Origin of the sequence: Streptomyces sp. I05A-00742 (assembly GCF_013055795.1) — a bacterium.
Lineage (GTDB): Bacteria > Actinomycetota > Actinomycetes > Streptomycetales > Streptomycetaceae > Streptomyces.
The window spans coordinates 102,003-118,364 of the sequence record NZ_JABETO010000015.1; the positions used below are offsets into that span (position 1 = coordinate 102,003).

The 16,362-nt window shown below is 72.7% G+C and carries 14 protein-coding genes; 8 read left to right on the forward strand and 6 right to left on the reverse strand.

Annotation, left to right across the window (positions count from 1 at the left end):
* Nucleotides 1-182 precede the first annotated feature (182 nt).
* The gene (locus HN013_RS16705) at nucleotides 183-3,782 is read left to right on the forward strand and encodes an ATP-binding protein (protein ID WP_171166947.1); all 3,600 of its coding nucleotides are present in this window, start codon (nucleotides 183-185) and stop codon (nucleotides 3,780-3,782) included.
* A 147-nt stretch (nucleotides 3,783-3,929) separates the two neighbouring features.
* Here the strand turns inward: HN013_RS16705 and HN013_RS16710 are convergent, their stop codons facing one another.
* Together HN013_RS16710 and HN013_RS16715 are read right to left on the reverse strand one after the other, a co-directional pair.
* Nucleotides 3,930-4,955 carry an MBL fold metallo-hydrolase gene (locus HN013_RS16710; RefSeq protein WP_171166948.1) on the reverse strand — a complete coding sequence of 342 codons (1,026 nt, stop codon included), beginning with the start codon at nucleotides 4,953-4,955 and terminating at the stop codon, nucleotides 3,930-3,932.
* Nucleotides 4,956-5,036: 81 nt separating this feature from the next.
* Nucleotides 5,037-6,323, reverse strand: coding sequence for an aminotransferase class I/II-fold pyridoxal phosphate-dependent enzyme (locus tag HN013_RS16715; RefSeq protein ID WP_171166949.1), 1,287 nt, complete (start codon nucleotides 6,321-6,323; stop codon nucleotides 5,037-5,039).
* A 478-nt stretch (nucleotides 6,324-6,801) separates the two neighbouring features.
* Here HN013_RS16715 and HN013_RS16720 point away from each other — a divergent pair, with 478 nt between their 5' ends.
* Nucleotides 6,802-7,152, forward strand: coding sequence for a VOC family protein (locus HN013_RS16720; RefSeq protein ID WP_171166950.1), 351 nt, complete (start codon nucleotides 6,802-6,804; stop codon nucleotides 7,150-7,152).
* Nucleotides 7,153-7,197: 45 nt separating this feature from the next.
* Here HN013_RS16720 and HN013_RS16725 read toward each other — a convergent pair whose 3' ends face one another.
* The gene (locus tag HN013_RS16725; RefSeq protein ID WP_171166951.1) at nucleotides 7,198-7,467 is read right to left on the reverse strand and encodes a hypothetical protein; all 270 of its coding nucleotides are present in this window, start codon (nucleotides 7,465-7,467) and stop codon (nucleotides 7,198-7,200) included.
* Between the two features lie 77 nt (nucleotides 7,468-7,544).
* Here HN013_RS16725 and HN013_RS16730 point away from each other — a divergent pair, with 77 nt between their 5' ends.
* Complete coding sequence (locus tag HN013_RS16730) at nucleotides 7,545-8,057, forward strand: cupin domain-containing protein (protein ID WP_171166952.1); 513 nt, start codon at nucleotides 7,545-7,547, stop codon at nucleotides 8,055-8,057.
* Here the strand turns inward: HN013_RS16730 and HN013_RS16735 are convergent.
* On the reverse strand, nucleotides 8,033-8,554 hold the full coding sequence (locus tag HN013_RS16735; protein ID WP_171166953.1) for an EF-hand domain-containing protein: 522 nt from the start codon (nucleotides 8,552-8,554) through the stop codon (nucleotides 8,033-8,035). The two genes, HN013_RS16730 and HN013_RS16735, sit on opposite strands and share 25 nt — an antisense overlap.
* A gap of 238 nt (nucleotides 8,555-8,792) precedes the next feature.
* Between HN013_RS16735 and HN013_RS16740 the strand changes: the two genes are divergently transcribed.
* The 5 genes from HN013_RS16740 to HN013_RS16760 all read left to right on the forward strand — a co-directional run bounded on the left by HN013_RS16740 (nucleotide 8,793) and on the right by HN013_RS16760 (nucleotide 13,165).
* The gene (locus HN013_RS16740) at nucleotides 8,793-9,344 is read left to right on the forward strand and encodes a hypothetical protein (RefSeq protein WP_171166954.1); all 552 of its coding nucleotides are present in this window, start codon (nucleotides 8,793-8,795) and stop codon (nucleotides 9,342-9,344) included.
* Between the two features lie 81 nt (nucleotides 9,345-9,425).
* Nucleotides 9,426-10,493 carry a cobalamin-independent methionine synthase II family protein gene (locus HN013_RS16745; RefSeq protein WP_171166955.1) on the forward strand — a complete coding sequence of 356 codons (1,068 nt, stop codon included), beginning with the start codon at nucleotides 9,426-9,428 and terminating at the stop codon, nucleotides 10,491-10,493.
* A 72-nt stretch (nucleotides 10,494-10,565) separates the two neighbouring features.
* On the forward strand, nucleotides 10,566-12,458 hold the full coding sequence (locus HN013_RS16750) for an SMI1/KNR4 family protein (protein WP_171166956.1): 1,893 nt from the start codon (nucleotides 10,566-10,568) through the stop codon (nucleotides 12,456-12,458).
* A 50-nt stretch (nucleotides 12,459-12,508) separates the two neighbouring features.
* Complete coding sequence (locus HN013_RS16755) at nucleotides 12,509-12,874, forward strand: hypothetical protein (RefSeq protein WP_171166957.1); 366 nt, start codon at nucleotides 12,509-12,511, stop codon at nucleotides 12,872-12,874.
* A 90-nt stretch (nucleotides 12,875-12,964) separates the two neighbouring features.
* A complete protein-coding gene (locus HN013_RS16760; protein ID WP_312018624.1) occupies nucleotides 12,965-13,165 on the forward strand; it encodes a hypothetical protein in 201 nt (66 codons plus the stop codon).
* Nucleotides 13,166-13,196: 31 nt separating this feature from the next.
* Here the strand turns inward: HN013_RS16760 and HN013_RS16765 are convergent, their stop codons facing one another.
* Together HN013_RS16765 and HN013_RS16770 are read right to left on the reverse strand one after the other, a co-directional pair.
* On the reverse strand, nucleotides 13,197-14,165 hold the full coding sequence (locus HN013_RS16765) for an aminoglycoside phosphotransferase family protein (RefSeq protein WP_171166959.1): 969 nt from the start codon (nucleotides 14,163-14,165) through the stop codon (nucleotides 13,197-13,199).
* A gap of 429 nt (nucleotides 14,166-14,594) precedes the next feature.
* On the reverse strand, nucleotides 14,595-16,190 hold the full coding sequence (locus tag HN013_RS16770; protein ID WP_171166960.1) for a leucine-rich repeat domain-containing protein: 1,596 nt from the start codon (nucleotides 16,188-16,190) through the stop codon (nucleotides 14,595-14,597).
* Between the last annotated feature and the right edge of the window lie 172 nt (nucleotides 16,191-16,362).

The following is a 16,362-nucleotide window of genomic DNA, read 5'->3' on the forward strand; positions in this document are numbered from 1 at the left end:
CGGCCCCACCCGCCCCAGCCCCGCCCACCTCCCGGGCTGCCGCTCCCGGGCCGGTGAACTCGGGCCCGGGCCCCGGCCGCCTCCCCCGTTTGCATCCCCCCGCGCGCGGTGCCTACCGTGAAACGACCACCTCCGTCGTGACGCAGCGACACCGTCCGCGCGGTCCCGGAGGGAGAACGCCCATGACAAAGGTCATCCGGCGCCCGCCGGGCAAGACCCTCCCCCGCAGTGCCCCGGTGCTCGCCCTGCCCCTGCGACGACGGGCGGCGTGGATCCGCTGGTCCATCCTCTCCCGCCGGCACCGGCGCACGGTCCGCCGCGAGGCCCGTCACGGGGCTCCCCGCCCGCGGAAGTGGCGCCGGTGGAAGTCGTACAGCGCGTTCTCGCGGACCTGTTGCACGCTGATCGCGCTGGTGGTCGTGGCCTGGTGCGCGGAGGGTCTGTACATCGTCGTCACCGGGCGGACGACCCAGTTCGAGACATGGCGGAAGGGCAACGCCGGGTTCGACGCGCTCATCCGGTTCGTCGGCCCCGTGCTCACCGCGGGGATCGCCTCCGCGGTCTTCCTGTTCTGCTGGTACGCCTGGACCAAGCGGCGTTACCTGAGGAAGGCGCGCCGCAGGCCGCACGAGCTCGTGCCCACCGCGGGGCCGGACACCGCCGAGATCGTGGGCCGCCAGGAGCTGGCGCAGGTCATCGCCGAGCGGCTCCGCGACCGCGCCACCCGGAGGCCGTACCTGCTGGTCGGCGGCCTGGGGACGGGCAAGACCGCGGTCCTGGTGCGGCTGACCGAGATGCTGGCGAGGCGGGGCGCCGTCCCCGTGCCCGTCCGGCTGCGGGACGCCGCGGACGACGCCGAGCTGAACTTCGAGAAGCTGGCCCGGCGGCGGTTCGCCGAGGAGGCACCCCAGGGCATCCTGGCCCGCAGCAAGAACGAACGCGTCTGGCAGCAACTGCTCGCGGACGACAAGCCCGTCGTCATCGCCGACGGGCTGGAGGAGGCCGTCCTCGCCGAGCACCTGCAGGACGACCGGGACAACATCATCCGCCGGGCCATCGAGCGGGCCTACGAGGAGCGGCTTCCCCTGATCATCGCCTCCCGGCCGCACACCCCGCTGGAGGGGACGCACGCCGCGATCATCGAACTGGAGCCGCTGAGCGAGGAGGAGGCGCTCCACTTCGTGGAGGCCCGCGCGCCGGAGTCGGACGAACGCCGGCTCGACTGGATCGTGGAGACGGCGGACGCCACCGAGTCGCCCCTCTACCTCCAGATCGCCCGCGAACTGCACCGCCACCACACCCTGGAGCGCGACCGCCCCCGCAACGACCCGCACCGGCTGGACACCCGGAGCTGGGACCGCTCCACCCTCCGGCTGTGGCTGCTGGAGACCTGGTACCACGCGCTGGTCGAGGGCAGGTTGCAGCAGGACGTCGGTCTGACCGAGCCGGAGCGCCGCGACACACTCGAAGCCGTCTCCGCGCTCGCCTGCGCCGGGCTGCTCCAGGACAAGCTGGAGGTCGGCTTCTCCGACCTGCTGGACCGGGGCGTCCACCCCGGGCCCGTGCGCCGGGCGGGCGCCCGGGCCGAGCACCTGTGGAACGGGCGGCGGGGCTTCGACCGGTACGGAAAGCGCGGCAACGTCTTCTCGGAGTGGCACCGCGAGCAGATCTGGAACGCCCTCTGCGAACGGATCGGTCCCGAGGACAGACGCCAGCTCACGGCGGGGAACACCGGCCAGTGCCAGGCCGCGCTCTCCCGCTTCGTCGGCAACGCGGACGCCCTGGGCCTGGTCGAGGGGTTCGAGAAGAAGGCCCGGTTCCCGCACAGCGTCATCCAGGCGTACCTCGGTTTCCGCATGCTCGCCCGGCTCGGGGAGCGTCGTGCCGCCGCGCTCGTCGAGCAGGCCCTGCACCCGCCGGGTCCCAGCCGCGAACTGCTGATCGCGCTGGTGCTGCTCTCCCGGGCGCGCACGGCCGAACTCGCGGGCACGGGCGGCGGTCTCGCGGCCGATGTGCGCAGGGACCTGCACGAGCTGTGGCGGCAGTCCCCCCTGAGCGGCCGCTCGCTCGCCCGGCACCTCAGCTTCGCCGCGGACCGGCGGACCGATCCCAAGGCCCTCGATCTCTACGCCGCCGCGCTGGAGATGGACGCGGTGGAGGACGATCCGAAGCTGCTGGACAGCATCACCAAGGAGCTGACCACGCGGTGGACGGGCATCAGGGGGAACGGCCGGACCCTGGAGGAGGCCAAGCTCGGCCTCGTCAAACAGCTGGGCGCGGCCCTGCGCGCGGCATCCGGGAGGACCGACACCACCCCGCTGTACGAGCGGCTCTTCGAGCTGGGCGTGCAGGAACCGTCGTACGTCGTCCGGCTCGCCGCGGCCCAGGAGTTCGGCAACGGCGGCGACCCGGCGTTCGCCGTGATCCGCCGGCGGGTCGGCATCGACTCCGACCCGGTGGAGGAGTATCGGAACCGCGTCCACGCGCTGAAGGAGGAGAAGCGCCGGGCCTACGACGCGTGGGCGGCCGAGGCCCAGGGGGCGCCGGCCGGCCGGGGTTCCGACTCCGCCGAGGTGGAGCGGCTCAACAGCGAACGCCAGGACATCCACCGCCGCTACCGGGAGCAACGGACCGACCTGCTGCGGGAGTTCGTGATGCGGGCCTGGATGATCCCCATGCTGCTCGGTTCCGTCGGCGACGGCCACCGCGACGAGGCCCGGCACCGGCTCACGAAGTGGCTCCGCCACCTCGACCCGCAGCGGACCGGCGGCAGCCCCGACCTGCCGCTCGCGCTGGAGAGCGCCCTCGCCCAGGGCTTCAAGTACGCGGCGAACCGGCGGAAGCGCCACCCCTTCACCTATCAGGGCGGCCGCAGCGAGCTCATCCGGCACGCGGAGACCGTGCTCCAGCAGGCCCGGTGCTGGTACGCGCAGCTCACCCTCGTCCAGGCGCTCTGCCTCTGGGAGCTCCCCGACAGCATCGCCCGGAGCGGGCAGCGCGCCGGGGACGCGGCGGAGCGGGAGTGCCGCCCCGACGGCGGGCGGCCGTCCGCCGTCTCCCTGCCGACCACCGCCGTGCAGACCGTCGAACGGTGGCTGTCGATGGCCGGGACCGCCGCGGCGGGAGCCGCCGACGGGAACGGGTCGGCGCCCCCGCAGCCGCTGCACCCGTTCGTCGCCGAGGCCGGGGACCTGGCGGCTCTCGCCCTGGAGACCCGGCGGCCGGAACGCTTCGTCTGGATCGACGAGAAGGCCGTGGTCGACACCATCGGTTCGCGCAACAGCAGTCCACAGCACTACCGCAAGCACAATCTGTGGATCCCGCCCTCGGTCGGCTGGAGCACCCTCGACGCACGTGCCCAGCGCCTCGTCGGCGATGTGCTGGTGATGGTGAACCTCATCGAGCGCGACGGCCGTCCGGACGAGGTCGAGGACCGGCTCCGCCGCTCGCACCATCCGGAGACTCCGCTCCCGCCCTGCCTCACGGCGGACCGCACGCCCCTCCACCCGGAGCTGAAGGCCGGCACCTCCGGCCTCCCCGCACCGGGCTCCACCTGCCTGGCCACCTGCCCGTTCCAGTTCTGCCCCTACCCGCCGCGCGGCGTCCAGCCGCGGGCCGAACTGCGCGAGCCGTTCTGCCGGCAGCAACAGGCGCTGCTGCGGGGCCGCGTGGGGCGCCGCTCCGCCGGCCTGCTCCGGCGGAGGACGCCGCACTGGGCCGGTATGCGGCCGCGCGAACTGCACGGGTTCTGGGAGGCGATGGCCACCCGGTCGCGGGGGTGACGCACGAAACCGCCGGGACGGCTGGTCGGCTGGGACGGCCGGGAACGGCTGGTCGGCTGGAACGGCCGGGAACGGCTGGTCGGCTGGAACGGCCGGGAACGGCTGGTCGGCTGGAACGGCTGGAACGGGCCAGGAATGCCGGGCCGGTCAGAAACGCGCCCGCTCCGGACCCACCCCCTGGAGCACCCGTGAGCCTCCGACGGGCAGGTCCCACAGGTCGTCCCGGTCGAGACCCGCGGCCCGCCAGGCCGCCCGGACCCGGCGCAGCGGCTCCATCGGGGGCTCGGCGGACAGCAGGAACGTCGCCCAGTGCATGGGCGCCATGATCCGGGCGCCCAGGTCCCGGCAGGCCCGGACGGCCTCCTCGGGGTCCGTGTGCACCGGGCCGAGCATCCAGCGCGGGTCGTACGCGCCGATCGGCAGCAGGGCGAGGTCGATGCCCCGGTAGTGGCGTCCGATGCGCTCGAACCAGTGGCCGTAGCCGGTGTCGCCGGCGAAGTAGACGCGCCGGCCGCCGGGGGCGGTGAACACCCAGCCGCCCCACAGCGAGCGGCAGGTGTCGGAGAGGGTGCGTTTGCTCCAGTGGTGGGCGGGCACGAAGTCGAACCGGACCGGTCCCGCGGGGCCGGGCAGTTCGACCGCCTCCCACCAGTCCAGCTCGGTGACCCGGGTGAAGCGGCGGCGGCGCGCCCAGCGGGCGAGTCCGGCGGGGAGCAGCAGGTGGGTGTCGCGCGGGAGGCGTTTGAGGGTGGCGGCGTCGAGGTGGTCGTAGTGGTTGTGGCTGATGACGACGGCGTCCACCCGCGGCAGGTCCTCCCAGCGGACGCCGACCGGGGTGATTCTGGGCGGGGTGCCGAGGATCCGCCGGGACCACACGGGGTCGGTGAGGACGGTGAGCCCTCCGATGCTCACCACCCAGCTGGCGTGGCCCGCCCAGGTGACGGCGACGGTGGCGGCGTTGACGACCGGCGGCGGCCCGGGTGCGACCGGCAGCTCGGGGATCTCCCGCAGGGCCTCGGCACCCGGGCGGAGCAGGCCCTCGCGGGCGAGCCGGGCCAGGGCGCGGACACCGGGCAGCGGCGCGGTGAGCCGGTCGGCGAACGAACGCGGCCAGGTGCGGATCTCCCCGGTCGGACGCGGTTCCGAGAGGGGGCGCTCGGTCTGCTCGGTCATCGAAGGGCTCCGATCGGGAGAACCGGGGTGCCGGCGCGGGGCGGGAGCGGCGGCACGCTCGTCGACGGCGGGTCGGGGAGCTCAGCTGCCGGCCAGGGCACGGAACGCCGATCCCAGAGTGGCCAGCGCCTCGGCGACCTCCGGCAGGGCCGGCGGGTCCGGGGAGTCGAGGGCGCGCTGCCGCAGTTCGTCGGTGGTGCCGAGGAGCGGCAGCGTGGAGAGCCGGACGCGCAGCGCGTCCGGTTCGTCCCCGAAGCGGTGGCCGCCGGGGACCGGGTGGCCGAGCGCCGCGCCCAGGCACGCCTCCAGCTCCACGGAGTCGGTGACGCCGCGCCGGGCGAGCGCGGCGCGCAGTTCGCCGAGGTCGGCGTAGAGGTGGGGGCCGGTCTGCGACGGGCGGGCGAGTACCCCGGCCGCGGTGATCCGCTCGTGGACGGCGGCGGTCAGACAGCCGTACAGCCGGGCGGCGGCGGCCGTGCGCGCGCGGACGGCCGGGGGCCCGGTGAGCGCCCAGCGGGCGGCGGCGGCGACGGGCGGCGGGAGCTCGGCGCGCAGCGCGTCGAGGACGGACAGGGTCCTGGCACGCAGCACGGGTCCTGTCCCGGCGCGCGGGAACAGGGCGAACGCGGCGGGCCAGGCGGCGGGGGTGAGGACCCCCGAGAGCTCGGTGAGGACCACGACGCGGTCCGGGTCCAGCTCGGCGGGGCCGACGTAGACGGTGGCGTGGGGCTCGTGGCGGACGTCCCGCCAGGTCTCGTCGCTGATGATCGTCAGGTCCTGGTCCGCGGCGGCCTCGCAGACCTCGTGCACGAGCTCCGGCGGGGCGACCGTGCCGGTGGTGTCGTCGGCGACCGACAGCACGAGGAAGCGGGGCCGGCCGCCCTCGGCCCGGATCCGGTCGACGGTCTCCAGCAGGGCGACCGGGTCGGGGACGCCGCCGCACTCGGCCGGTACGGGGACGTGGTACGCCAGCCGGCCGGCGAGCCGGGCGAGCGGCGCGTACCAGGCGGCGCACGGTCTGGTGAGCAGCACCTCGCCGCCGGCGGAGGCCAGCAGGGCGAGGAGCAGCGGCTGGGCGCCGGGGGCGGCGAGCACGTCGTCGGGGTCGGCGGCGGGCCCCCGGTGCGCCGCGTGCCCAGCGGCCGCCGCGCGCAGCCCGGGGCCGCCGCCCACGGGCTCCGGCTCGGTCCGCCCGGCGCTCCGCGCCAGCCGGTCGGCCAGGTCCGGCAGGACGGGCAGTCCGCGCTCGGCGGCGGGGAAGGCGGGGCCCGTCCCGGGAGGCGCCGCAGGGGCCTCGGAAGCCCCTGACGGACCGGCTGTCCCGGAGGGCCCGGGCACGACAGGCGACGACGGGTGGCTCTGCTGCATCCGTGCGCACCTCCGTCCCGCGTACTCCGGCCTGCCGCGCCCGTCGGCCCGGCAGTGCTTGTCCGCACACGTTTTTCTGTCCAGCTTCGCAGATCACGGCGGCGCCCGGCCGCCTGACACGGGCGGGCGGGTGACGTCCCGTACCGCATGCCAAGACGCCGCTCCCGGATGTCGGGACGCCGTAGCGGGGCGCCCCTGCCCGGCGGGGCGGGGCGGGGACGGTGTCCGGCCGGGCGGGAGGGACACCACCATGCCCGAAGAGCCGGAGGACCGGGAAGGGGCCGGAGGGCCCTCCGTCCGCACCGGACCGGCGCCCCGGCGGCGGCCGGCCCGCGCCCGGCGGACCGGACGGCTCACCCGGACCCCCGCGCGCCGCCCGGTGTCTCCGCACCCCCTTGCCGAACTGCCGTACGGGGCTTGCGCGTTCCCCTTCCGGAGGCCGTCTTCCGCCCTGCCGCAGGGCAACTAGCCTGGTTCCATGAACATTCTCGGGACTTCGCTAAGGGTGTGCGTCGGCGATCTGGAGACGGCGATCGCCGTCTACGAACGGCTGACCGGAGCGGAGGCGCTGCGCTTCCGGCGGGGCGGTGTGGCGGTCGCCGCGGTCGGCTGCTTCTTCCTGATGAGCGGCCCCGAGGCGGAGCTGTCGATCCTGCGGAAGATCACCGCCACCATCGCGGTGACGGACGTCGACGAGGCGGTCCGGGACCTCAAGGCGGTCGGCGCCGAGATCATCGCGGGGCCGGTGCCGACGCCCATCGGACGGAACCTGGTGGCCCGGCACCCGGACGGGTCGGTGTTCGAGTACGTGGACCGCAAACAGGGGTGAACGCCGGCGGCCGGGCGCACGCTGCGGGCACGGCCTCGAACCCGCTCACCACGCCGCGGCCTTCGCGTCGTACCGGCCTCTGTCGTTCCGTTCGGCCTCGCCCCGTTCGGCCTCCCGCAGCGCGCCGAGCAGCTGCCGCAGCGCGGGCCCGGGAGGTCCGGCGGGGAAGGCGAGCGAGGTGGTGACGGCGGGTTCCAGGAGCGGCCGTACGGCGACGTTCGGCACCAGGGGCAGGGGCGAGACCTCGTAGAAGACCGTCCAGGTCGCACCGCCTGCGGTGATGGCGGCGAGGGTTTCGTGGAGGCTGGTGAACACTCCGCCGAGTCGCGGTTCGATGCCCGCCTCGCGACAGGCGCGGGTGATGAGGTCGTGGAAGGGCGGGTTCTTCTCGCGTGCATGAGGTGCGGGGCGGCCAACTGCGGCAGACGCAGGTGGGGTTAGTCCGCGAGCGGGTGGCCGGCGGTGCCGACGGCGCCCGCCCGCACCACCACGCCCTGTCGACGGAGACGTTCTACGTCCTGGAGGGCAAGGTGGAGTTCCTGCTGGGCGACGAGATGCGGTCGGTGTCCAAGGGCGGCCTGGTCGTCGTGCCGCCGGGGACGCGGCACGCGTTCGGGGTGGCCGACGGGGTGACGGCGGAGATGCTGGTCGTCATGACACCGGGCGTCGAACGGTTCGGGTACTTCCGACGGTTGGGCCGCGCCGCCCGGGGCGAGGCCGCCTTCGAGAGCGTGCTCGGAGATCAGGACCGCTACGACGTGCACTTCGCGGAGAGCGAGGTGGGGGCGGAGGGCGCGGGGCCACGTCCGCTGAGGTTCAAGCATGCCGCGGGCCAAGGGGGAGGCGGTTGGTGTCGGGCCCGACCGTCAGGCCGGCCGCCTCACGCCGCCCTTCCCTCGCCCTGACCGTACAGCGCCTCCCCCACCGGCGAGCCCTCCCCGCTGACGTGCGCGCGGATCGACGCGAGGTACTGGTCGCGGTCGACGAGCCCGTCGGCGTCGGTGTCCAGCGCCGCGAACGCCGCCTCGGCGTTGGCCGACGGATTGCCCAGCGCCTCGCGCAGCGCCAGGAACTCCCTCCGCGCCAGGCGGCCGTCGCCGTCGAGGTCGGCGAGGTCGAAGAGGGCGGCGAGGGTCGGCCGGCAGACGGTGTCGAACGCCTCGGCGCCCGCCCACGCGTCGTACTCCTCGAAGGTCATCCCTCCGTCGCCGTCGGCGTCCATCGCCGCCCACGACCGTTCACCGGCCGCGCGTGCGGCGACGACCAGCGGATCGTCCTCCGTCCGTCCCGTCACCCGCATCACATTCTTGGTGCGCGCGAGGTATTCGTCCTGCGAGATGACGCCGTCGCCGTCCGCGTCCAGCATGGCGAAGACACGCGCCTTCGCGGTGGTGTGATCCATGGCAACTCCTTCTGCCGGGCGCCTGCCGCGCCGATGGTCCGCTACGTCCGCCCTACCCCACAATCCGGCATTCCAGGCGCTTCCGGCAGTTCGTACGGCGGCGGAGCGATGCGTACGTCGTACGCCCGGCGCACAGGACGACAGTCGCGCGGTCGGTGCGCTGAGAGGAGCCGGGGTGACGGGGGTGCCCGGGGGTAGTCAGGGTCCGGCATCGGATCGTGAACTTCCTGGAGGTTGCATGTTCGGCGGACGTGGTACGGCGGTCGCGGTCGCTTCCCTTCTCCTGATGGCCACCTCCTGGGGGTGGGCCCCGGCCGGCCTGGCCGCCGGCGGCGGGGGTGGGGGCGGCGGAACCGGAGGCGTCCTCTGCACGGGCCACAGCATCAGCACGTACGACCCACCCCTGACCCTCCAGCCACAGGAAACCCGCGTCCACACGGAGGCCCAGTACAGGTGCACGGTCGCACCCGGCCGGGTGGTACGGGCCACCGGCACCCTGGACGGTGTGTCACCGGACGCCTCCTGTCTCTCGGTGAGCAACCCCGGCCTCACGGAGACCGTGCGCTACGCCGACGGTGCCCGTTCGGTGATCGTCTACTCGGGCGGGACCAGCGTCCACGCCGGAGGCGCCCTCCTCGTCCGGCTGACGGGCCGGGTCAGCCAGGGGCGCGGGGCGGGGCAGTCCGCCCAACGCACCGTGCTGGCGCAGGCCGACCAACTGGTCACCGAATGCCTCGCGTCGGGCTTCCGGGGCAAGAGCGGGGAGGCGCAGCTGGAGATCCAGCCGTGACCCCCACATCGGGGAAGAGCGGTCATCTGTCCGATTGATGACGGTATTGATGGCGGTGGCGTTGTTTCCTACGGTCGCCGGGTGAGGATTCCCACCGAACCCATCGGCAGCATCCCCCGGCCCCCCGAGCTGCTGGAGGCCGTGGCAGCTCACCACTCCGGACGGATCGACGACGCCGCTCTCGCCACCGCCCGGGACCACGCGGTCCGTGACACCGTCCGTCGCCTGGAGGAGCTCGGCTCGCCGGTCGTCACCGACGGCGAACAGTCCAAGCCGAGCTTCGCCACCTATCCGCTGGAGGGCGCCGAGAACCTGGCGCCCGACGGCGTGACCATCCCCTTCGCCGACGGCCACACCCGCGTGCTCCCGCGCCTGACGGCGGGCCCGTTCCGCTACGCCCACCACGCCGACACATACCTGCGGGCAGCCCGCCGCCACGCCACCGTCCCGGTCAAGCAAGCGGTTATCGCCCCGTCGGCCCTGAGCCTCCTCCACCCGCCCGGCGACCTCGACGGCTACCCCCGCGCGGCCTTCCTCGCCGACCTCGCCGCGGAGGCCGAGGCCGACATCCGCGGGTGTCTGGAGGCGGGCGCGCACATGGTGCAACTCGACTTCACGGAAGCCCGGCTGTCACTCAAGCTGGACCCGAGCGGCGGCCTCCTCGACCAGTTCATCGACCTCAACAACAGCGTCCTGGAACGCTTCGACGCCTCCGAGCGGGCCCGCATCGGCGTCCACACCTGCCCCGGCGGCGACCAGGACTCCACCCACAGCCTGGACGTCGACTACACCGAACTCATCCCGAAACTGCTCCGCCTGAAGGCCGGCGCCTTCTACCTCCAACTGGCGAGCGAACCGGAGCCCGACAAGGTCCTGTCCGTCCTGGCCGGTCATCTTCCCGACGGTGTACGGGTGTTCGTCGGCGTCACCGACCCCGTCGACCCCCGGGTCGAGACCCCGCAACAGGTCCGCGACCGAATCCTGACCGCCGCCCGCCACATTCCCCTCGACCACCTCGGCACCTGCGACGACTGCGGCTTCTCGCCGTTCGCCGACGACACGTCGACGTCCCGCGAGACCGCCTTCGCCAAGATCCGGGCACGGATCGAGGGAACGGCACTGGCGGAGCGCGAACTGGGCCTCTTCTGACGGAGGTTGCGGGAGGCGGACCGGGGCGGCGCGCCACGGGCATTGTCAGTGGTGGGTGCGACCATCAGAGGCATGACTGAGGCGACCGGCACGACATTCGAATGGCAGCCCTTCCTCACGCGGTGGAGCGAGGAGTGGGCGGACGCCTGCGACCCCGACGACCCGCTCCCGGACGAGGAGGAGGCAGCGCGGCAGGCCCGCTGGCTGGGCTTCGCGCCCGCCTCCGAATCGCGGATCGCCGCGCTCGAGCAGCGGCTCGGGCGTCGACTCCCGCCGTCGTACCGGGCGTTCCTGGAAGTCACCGACGGCTGGCGGAACGCGGGCGAGTTCGTCGACCGCCTCGCGGGTACGGACAAGGCGCGCTGGTACAAGGACATATACGGCTACGGTGAGTTCTACGAGCTGGACGAACCCTCCTCGTCCGGGGATGCCGCGGAGGGGACCATGTGGAGCCGCGCGCTGCAACTGGACGTGGAGTCCGACGCCACGACCATCCTGATGGACCCGATGGACATCACCGGCGACGGCGAATGGGCCGTCTACTGCCACCAGGTCTGGGCAGCGGCCCCGCCGGAACGGTACGCGTCCTTCCGCGCCTACATGGAGGCCATGTACCGCGAGTTCCACAGTCTGCGAGCGGACGACTGGGAGCGGGAGTTCGTCAACGACACGACCCGGGCGCTGGACGTGGTCGTCGAGGAAGCCTGGCACGAGGCGTTGAGCGGGGAGTACGAGCGGGCCAAAGCGGCGCTCGAGGAACCGGCGGCGTTCGGCAGGCCTCGGGGGAAGGCCCTGTTGGGACAGGTCCAGTTGCTGCTCGGGGAAGCCTACGCGGACGACTTGGGAACTGGTCTGTCGGACGAGGTACGGGCCCAGGAGTACCCGCCCGAACCGGCGAACGACCGAGACTCCGGAGTGCACCTGCTGCACGTCGGACCGCTCCGGGACAGGGACGCGCCTTTCCGGTACACCGCGCCCGGCCCGTTCGGCGCGGCCGTCGAGGAGGCCCGCGAGCTGGCTCGCTGGGGTGACGTGGACGCGGCGTGGCACACGCTGCTCGCGGCCCTCCCCCGGTGGCAGCCTCTGGACCCCACCCACCTCGCGCCGTTCGGCTTGCTCCAGGACTTCTTCCTCGGCCCGCTGCTGACTCCGGAGCGGTCACGGGAACTGCTGTCCGTACCGAGGGGCCCCAAGGCTTCGGCGGCCCCCGGCCCCGGCCCCAGGACGAAGAACCTGGACCCCGGAGGACTCGCCTGGCTGGCCGACCGGGAAGAGGACATCCTGAGCGACGGGTACCGTTTCGTCCTGGTGGAGGACACCGATCCGGCGGGACTGCCCGCACGCCTCGGCGCGGATGGGAACACCGCCCTGCACAAGCCGAAGACGAACTGGGACGCACGCGACTTGCTGCCCGGCAGCGGAGGGAGCTCGACGTTCGCCGACAGGCCGCTCGTCTCCGTGGGCCGCGCCGGTCCGGGGTGGAGCTTCGCCTTCGACGGCGAGCCCCCCGCCTTCGACAGCATGCGCTTCGTCTCCCCCGCCGCGTCCGCCTCCCACGGCACCCGCGCGATCGTGGTGTGGAGCACTCCCGCCGGGGAGCACCACCCCTCCGCCGCCTTCCACCTGTCCGTGGCGGAGAACGGCGAGGAGCAGTACGCGTTCACCATCCACGGCACGGAGATCCAGCGCACCGGCGACATACCTCCGGCCCTGGACCCCGACCTCTTCCACAGCCCCGCGCCCGGCGGGACGGCGCAGACCACGGACGACGCCGGGCGGACGGGCGAACACCGGGCGCTGGAGGCGATCGCCACCGAATTCGGCGTCTCGCTGCCGCGTTTCGCCCTGTCACGATCGGACTGTCCACTCCACCGGTTCACGACCCGGTCGTGGTCGCGGCCGCCGAGGCCCGGTGAATCGTTCATCGTGGTGGGCTTGGAAGACATGTCCGGGCTTGGCGAGTGAAGAGCGGGCAAGGCGGCAACGACCCACGGCTCCGATGGATCACAAGGCTCGTGGACGAGTTGAGCGACTTCCTGCAGGAGCCGGTCCTGCTCGTGGAACCACTTGACGATTGTCTGGTCGACGACGACAGCTTCTGCTGCCTCATCCGCAGCCCACCCCCGCAGGGCCGAGCCTTTCAGCTCTGCTGGGAGGGAATCCTCGGGATGGAGCCCATCGACGGGAAGCCCGACACCAGCGTGGTGCTGTTTCTGTACAGCAGGAACCGACGGCTTGCTGTGCACGACCACGCCGGGGGAAGCTTCTTGTACGTCGTCTACAAAGGATCGCTCGAACACGGTGGGCGGTGGACAACTCCCGGTTGGCGACTGGACGAGTTCGACGAGTACCTCATGTACGAGTCGTACGGCGACGACTGAGGCGGACACCGAGACCCCGCTGTATCCGGTGAATCCTCGGCCGAGAACCCGTTCGAGACACCGTTGCAGCCAGGAGACGTCAGCACAGCCGTGCGCTTGTGGGAGGAATACGTCCACCGTCCCGAGCGCCGGCTGTGGCACGACTACGAGTGGGGCAACGTGCACTGGTACTGCTGCGGCAACCCTCTCGAAGCCCGCGCTCTCCTCGACACCGTGATGCAGGCCATTTCGCCTCGAAGTGCCCGCGAACTCGGCCGTGTCATCGGCCGGTCCGACGCCGTCTGGAAGTGATCGTCACCGCGTGACTGGACACCCAGTCCGCTCACGCCGGGCGACGCGCGTCGGTGGCATCGGCCGCCGGCTCGTGCCTACCAGGCCGACGGACCGTAGCGACGAGTCGTCGCAACGCGGCATGGGCAGGTGGGCCCCAGGTGGCCTTGCCGCCCGGGCGGCCCTGGACGCCGGCATCTCCGATGAGGATGCAGGCGAGGGCGCGCCACACCGCCCAGCCGCGGGCGCGACGCAAGGTCGAGGCGTCCGGGGTGGGCCGGTATGCCGCGAAGAATCTGTCGGTGGCACCGTCCGGCAGCAGGATCCACGCCGCGGCGAGGTCGAAGGCCGGATCACCCGCGAAGAGATCGCCGAAGTCGATCACTCCGCAGAAGGTGCCGTCTGTGGTGAGCACGTTGGCCGGATGCAGGTCGCCGTGGAGCCACAGTGCCGGGCCCGTCCAGTCGGGCACGGCAACGGCGTCTTCCCAGACCGCGCGGACGCCGTCCGGGTCGGGGATCTGCCCCAGCTCGGTGGCGGAGGCAAGCATCTGGGCGACCCCCTCGGCATGGCCGGCCAGTGGCCCCCCGCGGTCACGGCCGGTCGGCGCCCCGGTGGGAGCGGGCCGGTGAAGGGCCGTCAGGAAGGATGCCAAGATGTCGGCCGCCTCCGCGGCGCGCGTGGCGGGAGCACGGTCGGCGGGCTCTCCCGGCACCCAGGTGGTGACGATCCAGGGCCGCGGAAAGCGCTCGGAGGGCTCACCGAGGCGCTGCGGGACGGGGACACGCAGCGGAAGGTGCGGGGCGAGGGCGGGCAGCCAGGCATGCTCCTTGCGCAGCAGCGCATCGGCGGACTGTGTCGCCCAGGGCAACCGGACGGCGAGGTCGTCGCCGAGCCGCCACAGTTGGTTGTCCCAACCACGCGCGCCGAGCCGCACTGGACGATCGGCCAGATCAGGGTGCTGATCGTGCAGCAGGTTCCGGACCAACTCCGCAGTGATCTCGATCTCGCCGTGAGTCATGCGGAGCAACCATAGTCGAGCGGTGGGCCGCCTCGAAAACAACTGACCGGCCGCATCAAGTGAGCGGGCTCCGCAGTGGTGTTGCTGACAGGAACGTCAACTGAGCCGGGACAACGGGCTGACCGCGGTGACGACCGGTTCTTGAACATCTGGCCTTTGCCGCCGTTCCCGCCGTGGCGGCTGCCCGACAGGCCGCCCTTGTCGGCCGCGGGCAACCGGCCGCCTGAACCGCCGTCTCCGACCTGCGTCAGCAGCCGCTGCCCGGCGATACCCGTGACCGTGCACCGGATCGTCGCGCCCCCACCGCCCCCGGCGCCGGTCGTGCCAGGACTGGTCCCGGCGCCCGCACCACCCCCACCCGGGCCGGCCCCCACCCCCGGCCTGCTCCAACTCGTCTGCGGCATCATCTGCTTGCGGCGACTCCAGACCTCATTGTGAGTGATCAGCAAGACCGAGCAGGATGTCGTCGGGCATCTCGGCGTCGAACCAGTCCCAGAACTGCTGCCGGGCACCGATCTCCCAGTCGGTCCAGGTGGCGATGGTCGGGTTGCCGGCCTGGTCGAGGGTGTCGAGGTCCAACACGGCGTTGTAGTGGTCCCGGCTTGCGAACAGCACGAATCGATCCGGATCGGCGCCATTGTTGCGTGCGGCGAACTCGGGCACGTCGTGCGAGCAGAACGCGCCCAGGTTGGTGTCCAGCCGGTCGTCGTACAGCGCTTGGAAGCCGTCGCCGAGGGATCGGTGGACGGCCCACAGTTCGCGTAGCGGTGTCGGTACGGGACCGCCGAGGACCGGCACCGCCGCATCCGGGTCGACGCGTGTGCGCGGCGCTCCGCCGTGCATGATGCGCAGCGCGCCCTCGTCCTCCCGCCAGTCGGACAGGTCGTCAAGACGCATCCGGCCTGGGAGCGGGTTCCAGCCGACGAACAGATAGGCAAGCGACGGCCGGCCGTCCTGGTCGGTGAGCAGCCCGAGAGCCAGCGTCGCCCGGCGCAGGGTGTCGAGGAAGGACGGCAGACGGTCGGCGAGTGGCGCCCATATGTGCCCGATCGCCGCGTCGAGACCGGCATCGGCCGGAATGCCCCAGGGGTTGGCGGGGAACGGTACGTTCCCGTGCCCGCCTTCGAGCAACAGCCCGCGCATGGTGAACGTGCCGCCGTACCCCTCCAGTTGCTCCCGTATCAGCGCCTCGATGCCCACGGCATCCCGGCTGCCCAGCAGCCGCAGGCCAAGCCCGCCACGCTCCTCCCCCTCGGCGGCGCGGTAGCGGGCCAGCAGTTCGACGGGATCCATGGGACCGGTGGGAGCGTTCCGCGCGCCGCATCGCCCAGATGACTTCTCTCCGAATCCCTCGAAGGTGATGTGCGGTGCGCGCGTGGGCAGGTCTCCGAGGTCCTCGACGCGAGTACGGTGCATCAACACCTGGATGAGGCACGGGAGTCGGGCGAGTACGGAGACGTCGGTAGCCGCGCAGTCGTTGATCCCGAGCACCCACAGCAACGGCGCGTCGGCCAGCGGCGTGAGGTCGGTGACCTGCGTCCGGTGGACGTAGAGCCGCATGAGCCCGAGCCCTCGCAGCGGGCCGAGATCGGCCAGTGGGCCCTCCGTCACGGACAGGTCGCGCAGTTGGGCCAACAAGGTGAGCGGCGCGAGGTCCGTCACCATGGTCCGTTCCAGGCTGAGGCTGCCGAGGGCCGCGAGCGCGGACAGCGGGCGCAGGTCCGAGACGGGTGCCGTGACGGACAGCCGTCGCAGCATGGGAAGAGCGGCCAGCGGGCCGAGATCCGTCAATACTGGTGAACGGACATCGAGCTCCCTCAGCCCCGGCAGTCGCGCCAACGGCCGTAGATCGCGGAGGCGTTGGCCTTCCACCATCAGGTGCTCGATCCGGTCCTCGCCGCCCGCGGCCTCTGCCGCTTCCTGAATCGCCCGTTCCAGCGATCCGCGGGGCGGCAGGCTCAGCCCCGTCCGCGGAGCGGTGGCGTAGCGGTAGCGGGTGGGGTCGCCCCAGATGTCTTCGCGCATGAAGGCATTGAACCGGACGGTACTGACACCGGGCACTGACGAACCTGCCGTTCGGGACTGGTGGGCTCGCATGTCGAGGTGTCGCGTATTCCATGTCTGCGGAGGAGTTCAGTCACCCGGCGCGTGCTTCGCTCTCCGATGCGGCTGTGATGTGGCGACTTGAGGAGGAGTT

What these genes read in the sequence shown, in the direction of transcription:
- HN013_RS16705 (WP_171166947.1), top strand. Translation starts at nt 183, where the DNA reads ATGACAAAGGTCATCCGGCGCCCGCCGGGCAAGACCCTCCCCCGCAGT.
- HN013_RS16710 (WP_171166948.1), bottom strand. Translation starts at nt 4,955, where the DNA reads ATGACCGAGCAGACCGAGCGCCCCCTCTCGGAACCGCGTCCGACCGGG.
- HN013_RS16715 (WP_171166949.1), bottom strand. Translation starts at nt 6,323, where the DNA reads ATGCAGCAGAGCCACCCGTCGTCGCCTGTCGTGCCCGGGCCCTCCGGG.
- HN013_RS16720 (WP_171166950.1), top strand. Translation starts at nt 6,802, where the DNA reads ATGAACATTCTCGGGACTTCGCTAAGGGTGTGCGTCGGCGATCTGGAG.
- HN013_RS16735 (WP_171166953.1), bottom strand. Translation starts at nt 8,554, where the DNA reads ATGGATCACACCACCGCGAAGGCGCGTGTCTTCGCCATGCTGGACGCG.
- HN013_RS16740 (WP_171166954.1), top strand. Translation starts at nt 8,793, where the DNA reads ATGTTCGGCGGACGTGGTACGGCGGTCGCGGTCGCTTCCCTTCTCCTG.
- HN013_RS16750 (WP_171166956.1), top strand. Translation starts at nt 10,566, where the DNA reads ATGACTGAGGCGACCGGCACGACATTCGAATGGCAGCCCTTCCTCACG.
- HN013_RS16765 (WP_171166959.1), bottom strand. Translation starts at nt 14,165, where the DNA reads ATGACTCACGGCGAGATCGAGATCACTGCGGAGTTGGTCCGGAACCTG.
- HN013_RS16770 (WP_171166960.1), bottom strand. Translation starts at nt 16,190, where the DNA reads ATGCGCGAAGACATCTGGGGCGACCCCACCCGCTACCGCTACGCCACC.